This window comes from Segatella copri, from assembly GCF_009494835.1.
GTDB classification, from domain to species: domain Bacteria; phylum Bacteroidota; class Bacteroidia; order Bacteroidales; family Bacteroidaceae; genus Prevotella; species Prevotella copri_F.
Genome location: NZ_VZBE01000079.1, coordinates 1 through 9323, shown reverse-complemented (window position 1 = coordinate 9323; position 9323 = coordinate 1). Strand labels below are relative to the sequence as shown.

Annotated in this window: 7 protein-coding genes; all 7 read right to left on the bottom strand. The window is 36.1% G+C overall.

All coding sequences use genetic code 11. The features are described from left to right. Window positions 1-805 (bottom strand): hypothetical protein (locus F7D47_RS11915; protein WP_153085163.1); only part of this gene is annotated, 805 nt, incomplete at its 3' end. Continuing rightward, window positions 789-1511 carry a hypothetical protein gene (locus tag F7D47_RS11910; protein WP_153085162.1) on the bottom strand — a complete coding sequence of 241 codons (723 nt, stop codon included), beginning with the start codon at window positions 1509-1511 and terminating at the stop codon, window positions 789-791. The genes F7D47_RS11910 and F7D47_RS11915, both read right to left, overlap by 17 nt. Before the next feature lie 659 nt (window positions 1512-2170). Continuing rightward, the gene (rfbC, locus tag F7D47_RS11905) at window positions 2171-2740 is read right to left on the bottom strand and encodes a dTDP-4-dehydrorhamnose 3,5-epimerase (protein WP_153085161.1); all 570 of its coding nucleotides are present in this window, start codon (window positions 2738-2740) and stop codon (window positions 2171-2173) included. A gap of 23 nt (window positions 2741-2763) precedes the next feature. Further along, window positions 2764-3885 carry a nucleotidyltransferase domain-containing protein gene (locus F7D47_RS11900; protein WP_153085160.1) on the bottom strand — a complete coding sequence of 374 codons (1122 nt, stop codon included), beginning with the start codon at window positions 3883-3885 and terminating at the stop codon, window positions 2764-2766. Next, window positions 3861-4991, bottom strand: coding sequence for a DUF1972 domain-containing protein (locus F7D47_RS11895; protein WP_153085159.1), 1131 nt, complete (start codon window positions 4989-4991; stop codon window positions 3861-3863). The genes F7D47_RS11900 and F7D47_RS11895 overlap by 25 nt, the downstream gene beginning before the upstream one ends. Window positions 4992-5041: 50 nt before the next feature. After that, complete coding sequence (locus F7D47_RS11890) at window positions 5042-8578, bottom strand: hypothetical protein (RefSeq protein WP_153085158.1); 3537 nt, start codon at window positions 8576-8578, stop codon at window positions 5042-5044. A 12-nt stretch (window positions 8579-8590) separates the two neighbouring features. After that, the gene (locus F7D47_RS11885; protein ID WP_153085157.1) at window positions 8591-9247 is read right to left on the bottom strand and encodes a hypothetical protein; all 657 of its coding nucleotides are present in this window, start codon (window positions 9245-9247) and stop codon (window positions 8591-8593) included. Between the last annotated feature and the right edge of the window lie 76 nt (window positions 9248-9323).

Sequence of the window (9323 nt, the reverse complement as noted above, 5' to 3'; positions counted from 1 at the left end):
CATTAACCAAATATCCTAACTTGATTCCTGGGTGCAAAGGTAAAAGAAAGAAATCTACATTTATATAGAACTCTATATTACCGATTTTTTGTGCATTATCGGATATATTTATTTTAAAATCATATATAAAGTGAGAAGAATTTACTAAATAAAAAGTTTTAAATTCATCAAATGAAATGAGGCAAACGATGTCCTTTATTAAATTATCACCAAAATTTTGGTTAAAAGCAGATATTATATTTTTATATATTTCATGAGGTTTGATTTGTTTTCTATAATATGCATCAATAATATCAGAAAAAAATGCAGTTCGTTCATTTCTATTCCAATCAATTTCGTATATTTCATAGCATAAAGGACAAATTAGTACATAGGCCATAAAATCAATATAAGAAAATACACATGTTCTGTACGTTCCCCAAATCAAAAGTATACAAGTTAATATATAACAAGCCAATGATGGTTTTATGCTTTTTTTAAAATACTTTTTATTTAGAGGAATGAGTAGGACACCTAACATCATAAAGAAAACACTAAGAGAATTAAGTGGCTTTCCCCAACATATCAATAAAACGTATAAATAATCTGTCATCATCAATAACTTTTGATATTTAAACGCATTTAATCGAAATAGAGAGAAATAAGCCAACAAATAAAAGGCATCACAAATAAAATATCCCCAATTTGGCAAGATACCACTTACGGAAAGGTGCAAAAAAATGCCATAGCACAATAGAAAGAGTCGCATCTTTTGACTCTTATCAAATCTTGAAAGATATAAGTATAAACTAGTTCTTGGTATCATCTATTTTAACTTTAAAGAAAAGATTTTTGAATAAGTAATTCGCACACAAGACAACATAAAATAACCGAAATATGCCTAACATAAAAACTCCACAAACTGACACACAATTAAGTTTTGCAGAGTTGGAAAATCCTAAAAATAAAGAAAGGACATTTGCTATAAAATTCAAAATGTTATTTTCACAATAATTTTCTTGCTTAAGTTCAAAAAAAATTAATGACTTACAAGGAGCAGGGCATAATACAACGCACCAAATAGCAAAAATGAAAATTATGCATAACAGTGTAGCCCATAAATGAAACTTACAAAACTGCATAGCCGCTTTAAAATACTTTTTCTCATGAAAACTTAACAAATAGGCTCTTTTATTTTTTTCTATAACAATCCAATTTGTATCATATCCCAAACTCCCCAATAGTCTTTCCAAATGTCCTAGCAATAAATACTGGGCTCGCAAATTTACTATATTAATTGCTTGAAGGACCTTATCTCTATCAAACTCATCATACCCAAAATCTTTGTCGGTTTTACTACGTATATAGTTATTTATAAATAACTTAACATCAAGATAAAGAGACTGACCTACTAGTTGTAAATCAACAAATTTCCTCTTTATCTCAATTATTGTAAAATAGCGTTGACTTAGCTCCGCAGGGTCTGTAATAGCACCAATATCATAATAATGATAAAATTCATCTCTATTCATACTTATTTATTGCTTAAATAAAAGTTGTTCTAACACTCGCACCAAAAAGTTGTTGTCATATCTTCCTATCTTTGGGAAAAGTCTATTCCTCTAAGAAACAAGAATTGCTAGCCTCTCTTTGCATGCCATAGCTACTTAAGCTCTCATTTCCTTGCATAAGTGTACCTTATGCTATCGTTTCAACGATGCCTACACCAAACGCCTCGTTTTTGGTGACGGATGGAAAAAACATAGGCTGCATAATAGTAAAGGCGTAAGTCCTCATCACTCTAACGACCTACAAAGTACACACATTCCCAATGACATTGATTCTTCAAATCTTCTACCAAAGGCTCTTTACCCTCAAAATCAGTATTCCATAAGTCCATTATAGCAAACCAAGCCCATCCATGCGGTCTCCACTTTAGCCAGGCGGTCCAATCCCGCACAACTTGGCGAGACCTTTGATGGTCCGCCAACCTTATAGCGTAGCGGTTCCGAGCACCGGAGGGCGGTTTTCTCCCTCGCTCCTGAGGAGAGAGGGCCGGGGTGAGAGGTGGAGCCTTCCTTAAGGGTAAGGAAGGACGGGTAGGTTTTCGAAAAAAGCCTTCTTTAATGGTAAGGAAGGACGGGTAGGTTTTCGAAAAAATCACCTAAATATTTTTAGAAAAAGAATTCTTTTAGTATTCGAAAGGACTTTCAAAGTCCTTCAGCACCTCATGTTTTGTATCCTTCTCCGAAAGATTAGCATGTTCCGTAGGAATGCGCCAATCAATGCCTAAGCTCTCATCCAAGATAGAGATACCACCATCAGCCTCTGGGTGATAGAAGTTATCACACTTATACTGGAATATCGCAGTCTCTGACAACACAGCAAAACCATGCGCAAAGCCCTTAGGAATAAAGAACTGGCGATGATTATCCTCTGTCAGTTCCACCGCCACATGCTTGCCGTATGTTGGCGAACCTTTACGGATATCCACGGCAACATCCAACACTCTACCCTTCACGCATCTCACCAGCTTGCTCTGGGTAAACGGAGGTCTCTGGAAATGCAAGCCTCTCATCACACCATAACTGCTCATGCTCTCATTGTCCTGGCAGAACTCCACCTTGTAGCCCACCAATGGCTCCACCTTCTCTTTAAACTCTCGCTCGCTGAAGCTCTCAAAGAAATAGCCTCTAGCATCTCTAAACAGTTGAGGCTCAATGATGAGCACGCCTTCAATATCAGTCTTTATTACTTCCATTTTCTATATACTTTTAATTATTCCTATTTCTTAAACGATTTCTTCCAAAAGAAACGCTTCACCTTCGATATAATCCACCACCTTGCTTCACTAGGGCAGACAAAGCCAAGAGTCCAGCACCTTTTCACTACCCAACAGTAGTTTTTGAAGGCATCCTTGAATCCACGATGGTGAAATACATATTCACCTCTACCGAAGTTGCCAACTCTCATGATGTCAGTCATCATCTTTGCTGCCCACATCTTCTCTTGATGAGAAAACGGCTCCACTTGTGATGGTAAGGACATTCCCAGATAATCAACACAAATACAAGTAAAGATTCTCCATGCCCTTTCCATGCGCATCTGATGCAGATATTCATGATGCTGCAACCAGTCTATCTTGTCTGCACAGCTCGATAAGAACATGGCATAATCTATCACCTGCCTCACCCCCAATCCTTCTTCATATACATGGTTTACCATGTGCGATATCAGGAATACACTCTCAAAGGTTGGAGGGAATACAGGTACTGCATACCCATCCATATCAGCAGAAGACAACTCTGAAGGAAATACCGAAGCAAACATTTCCTGCATAGCATGATCGGTAGATGGACATTGGTAATTGTGAACCTTATAATGAGGCTCTACTGTCACTCCATCTACCCATGCCATACCATGATGCTCATGCACCAAATCATGATCTACTTTTCCTATCTTTTCCAGCACCTCCATTGTCTTCTTGAAATCTTTAGGATTCACAACAAAGTCGATATCGCCTGGAGTTCTATGCAAAGGATTGGGATAACGCAAAGCTGTCGTTTGTCCCTTCATAAAGACAACAGGAATACCCTCAGATTTCAAGGATTGGTCAATCTTTACAATGACCTTCCGATGCAGACAATTTATTTGTTCGATGCGTTGCATCGTCGCAATTCTCTTCAGCTTATTACCCAGAGGAATTGTGATGCACTCAGAAGGCAACAGACTCATCCCGTCTAGCAACAAAGCTGAGACAGTTTGTTCATCTGCCAATTGAAAGATGCTTTTCCAATCTGCTTCCGCAAAATCAGAAGCATCCAGTTTCTCACCAAAGAGAACGGCACTAAGAAATTTTAAAAGTAAATCTTTAGATTGGTTCATCGTTTCTGTTCCAGCAACCATTTGAAGTATTCCTCATGCTGGTCAACCAAATGCTCCCAAGAATACTCATTCTTGATTTCCTCCACATTTCCATCCGTGAAGTTCTTCTTATGCTGTGTACAGATATTCTCGATATCATTCAGCATCTCAGTCACCTTCTCTGCATTTGGATAGTACAAAGAGTTCTTCTTCAACACGGCACGATTAAAGATGTTATCGTGAGCAAGGATAAAGCACTCAGAAGCCATCGCTTCCAACAGAGAAGGATTGGTACCACCTACACTATGGCCATGGAAATAAGCCTTAGAGAAGTGACGGATAGAATTCAGTTTGTTGAAGTCATAGATTCCACCTACGAATTTCACACTCTTTTCCTTACCATACTTGGCAACCAGTTCCTTACCATGAGGCGTATTGGTTTTACCAACTACAATCAGAGGACGCTTGCCATTCTCATTAGAATGCAAGTAACCCTCAATGGCCATCACGATATTATTCTCCGGCTCCAGTCTTGCTACCAGAATATAGTATTCCTCAGGTTTCAAGCCATACACCTTCAGATGTTCCACATCATAATCATCATGGATGTCGGCACCGTATGCCAGGAACTTACTATCTTTGCCATACTTCTCCTTATAGTAATCATGGATACCCATATTATCAGCAATCAGATAATGACTATGTTTTACAGCCATTCTCTCCTCCCAGAACACGAACTTGCGCACCCATTTGTTAAACTTGGTACGCTTGTATTCCAGACCATCCATGTTGGTAACCACAATACTCTTGGTAACATTCTTCACATCAAACCAGATGAAAGCAGGAATGATGCTCGTATATCCAGCCTCATAGATGATATCGAAGTTCTCACGCTTCAAGGCATCCTTCAGTGACATGAAGTCATAGAAGAACGAACCGATACTTCCACCCATCCAAGTCTCAGGACTATAGATATGTTTGATTTTCACACCCTTGTACTCATCATCCTTATAAGGGTGATAAGAAGGAGAATACACAGTAACCTCATGGCCACGCTTTACTAAGCCCACTGAGATATACTCAGCAAACTGCTCAAAGCCTCCGTAGTTATTTGGAATACCGCGGACGCTAACAAATGCTATTTTCATTTATGCTAACTATAATTTTATTAATTCGAAATAATTTATATAGTCAACTCTTATACTAACAAGAGTTTATCTATTTTTACAGTATCCATCAAATATCTCATAAAATCCGGATGCAATCCTTTCTGACTTTTCATCTGTTTGATCAAATCAACCCTAAATTCAGTAGTTTTATCCTCCAAAATTTTACTAAAGATATTTGTTACAGCTAGAGGATCTGCAGGAAGTTTTATTGTTAAATTCAATATTTTATTCGCAAGATTAAGACCATCCTTTATTTTATACATATTTATTCTAAGAGATTCCAAACATTCATCAAAAGTATTTGGAAGTCCCCTATTCTTCTTGCTATATTGATCAACCATATAATCAGAATCAACATTAACTCCTACGAAATGCAAATCTGCAAGAAACTTTGAAATATCTGCTTTATCCTTGACATTTAACAAATATAGATAAGCCTCTGTATTAAGAATTCTAAAGTTTTCAAATTTAGACATTAGCCCCCAATCTTCACTTATCATACATCTTTTCTTATCTATTGTTAACAACATACTCTCACTCTGAATTCCCCAAAACGAATAATCACTTTCCTTGAAGTTTAAATTCAATCTCTTCGTTGCAACTTCTATTATACAGTTTTTGTCAATCCACTCTAAGATATATTCCAATAATCCAAGATGATAACTTTTTTGCTTTTCCTTATTTAATTTTAATCTCTCAATAATTTCAGACGAAATAAAAGTTGGCATATTTACCTTTTCTCTTTGCAGACACTGCTGAAGATAAATCTGCAAACCGTTGGGAATAACAAACTTTTTATCAAAAGTTACACCAAAGAGTTTACTAAGCATACTCAAAAGGGCTACAGAGGTAATATCCAATACACATTCGTAGTCAGTTATAGGACAATTCTTATAGTTCTGACAAGGTAAGCAATATATCCTCTTATTTCCAAACAATCTGTCAATACAGTCCTCATACGCATTATGGCCACCAAATGATTCGATAAGCATTTTTTCACCTCTTTCATATTGTTTTTCCCATTCATCTATTTGCCTCTTATGATCATATCCACCCGACAACATCATCAAATTGGCCAGGATATTCCCATCACCACCTTTCAAGTCATCAAGCGAGAGCATACGAATACTCTTACTTTGCCCCTGCTGTAAACTACGATATATCTGTCTTGTAAGCGATTGGTACTTGTTGAATATTTTTCTTATTTTCGCTTTAGAAATAACCCCAAATCTATCTAATGCAACTTCATCACCAACATTGTGTCCAATAAGCTTCTCGGTATTAGAATTATTGAACACATCTTCACTCTTTTCCTGCCCATTTTCCTCATACACAACAAAATCTCCATTCTCAACAACCTTTTTCTCTTCATTGATAATGGGTGAAATATGTGGAGTATGCATATATTGGAACCACAAATCCTTCAGTTCTTGCGACTTCGTTCTAGATATGGTTCTATACAAGAATTCCAGACCTTCATTATAGAACCCTTGCAATATCAACAAATTGAAGAAATTACTATTTAGCTTGTTATCATCTTCTACAAGATTAATGATTCTGTCAACATATTGAGAGAATTTATCATGCTGCTGTGTAAGGTTCAAATAATTGAGATAATTGCATAACACACTGTTATTGTCTGGATATTTATCAAACAACAAACAGATTACCTCACCGGCATCATTCAAGTCATTACAACTTACAGCCAAAAAATACTCATCTTCCAGGAATGCATCTACATGGGAAACACCATTTTTCCTCAGCTTCTTCAAAGCATCAAAATAAATATCATTATATTTTTCATGACCACGAATTATATTGAGATATACTCCCATTTCTACAGAATATACTCCATCTGATGTCAACGGTTCAATGATTTTTAAGGCCTCATCCGTACAATTCTCTCGACTTAATATCTGAGCCAAAATGAACTTAGCTTCTTTTGGAGCTTTTTCTGCAAGACATTTTATAGTTTCTACATCAAAAGTACTGGTTGAAAAATATGATATTGCATATTCATATACCTGCTGGGTAATTGAGTTTTTAAATACCTTTAAATGCTCATATTGCTTTAAATCCTTTCCATAAATAATAGCACAGGTTAATACAGACTGGCAATGCATATCAGGTAACAAGATATTGATACACTTTAAATGCTCAAAAGCTTTTATCACGTACCTTTTATCAATCGTTCTTGTTGCCAAAATGAACCAAACCAAAGCTAGCATCTCGTCATTACACCCCTTATGCTCCTCTAGAAGATGTGCAGCCTCTTCAAAATTCTTGTTTATGAAAAGCATCTCTAATAACATGAGTGTATAAGAAATAGTATTCTCCCGAGAAGGCTTACAATCTTTCATAGAAGCAATAATCCTCGTCCTTCTTTCTTGATCATCAGACAAATGAAACTCACAATACAAAGCTATAAATTCAACATCAGGATATATGTTTTCAATGTCAGTCCCCTTAGATAATTCCTTATACTTAGTAATAATATTATAAACACGATTTAAAATTGGTGTAATTTTCCTGCCATCGTAGAAAAAGTGTCCTTCTCGTAATAGACGGGTCGAACTGATAGATATGCAAGAACTCCATTGACGAAGATTGTCATAAGTTAAGTCTTCAGGAATATCTAGTCGTACATCATCTATACATAGCCATTCTTGTTCAGGATGATGTAATATGTAATTCATCAACACAAATTGAAAATCTATCTTGCTCAAAACAGATTCAGGAACTTCCTTGTATGTTTTTTCTACATCCTCTGCCAACACAACCTTCGCAGCATATGCCAAAGCATTATCAGGCACTCTATCCAATACCCGTTTGCACAAATCTAATACTTCCGTTTTTTTATTCCTATTTATATTAATGTATATATACTCTTCTACAATATCTACCAAAAACGCATTAGCTTTCTCCATTTCGTCAAAAGCCCTTGAGAATTCATCTTTTTCATTATTTTCTTTTATAAAACGAGAGCATTTACCCATCAGAAAGTCAATGGTTGCAAGCAGCTCATAATCCGTGGCTCCACGCTTACAAACAATTTTCCTTATGGTAACCAAATGCTTATACGCTTCTTTAAGATGCAATTTCTCAATAGAGTCTTGATATAATGGTAAAAGTTCTTTTATCTCATCATGCTTATTTGCAAAAGCATACAATATATCTTTGGCAGTCGTTCCTGCAACATCTTCATTATTAGTTTTAAAATATTGCAACAACAAATATGCTACGGCAACAACAGTTAGAAGAATATCTATGACAAGTACAATCTTATCGACAGGATCGGCAGAAAGTTCAACTACCCAATCTCCCACCTTAACTCTAAACATATTAAAGATTAAGGTAGAAGCATTTATTAGTCCCATCACTTCCAAATACCTATATATTACTTTCGCAGTAGTTACCTTTTGTAGAAGATAATTACGATATGGTTTTCCAATATTTCGCCAAGTCCAGGCTACCAACCAAAATCTTGATGAAGACTTTTCAGGAACCTTCAGGGAGAGTAAAGAAGTCAGAGACAACACCAGAAATACAATAAGAATTATTCCCATATCCCAACCTTTTTATAGTTTATATTCTGTTATGCACATAATCTTATCCAAGTCAAACGTATCCTGGGTGATACCATCAACAGCTTTTATGCGAATACACTTCCGTTCATTTTCTGGAGGCATACATATGGCAGCATAGCAACCAATCACCAAGTAAAAAAGCTTCATTTCGGCAGCTCGATTTTTAGCATCCTCATTATCTCGTATTTTCCAGATATTTGAGTATAGCACTTTACTTTTATCTTTATCTATTAACTCATATCCCTCTTTATCGCATACAGTTCTCTCAAAAGAGGCAAATGGCAACACATTATTTCTCATAATGATAATCTCAAGTTGTCTTGAATAGACGAAATGGACATTCGGACTGGCAGCATACCCTTTAGGAAGCAGATGATTACCTATGCTCCCAACCAGAATGGTATAGTCTTTAGGAATGCGAAGCTTATCCAAAGCCGCAGGAATATCCTTATACCGAACACATAATGACACCTTAGAGCTATATGATTTCAAAACCTCATTGTATTTGAATATAATACCATCAATGATTCGATGAACCATAAGCGATTCCCTATTGATGTTATTGTAATCTCTACCCTCCAAGAAATCATATTCTTTCAAGCTGGCAGTTGATTCTGCGAACCATACGTGTTTGATGATACTCTTCAAATTACTATCATTTTCAACTCGTGAAAGTACATATAAAAAGTGTTTGAGAGAAGAATGAGGAAAGTTTACTGGTTAT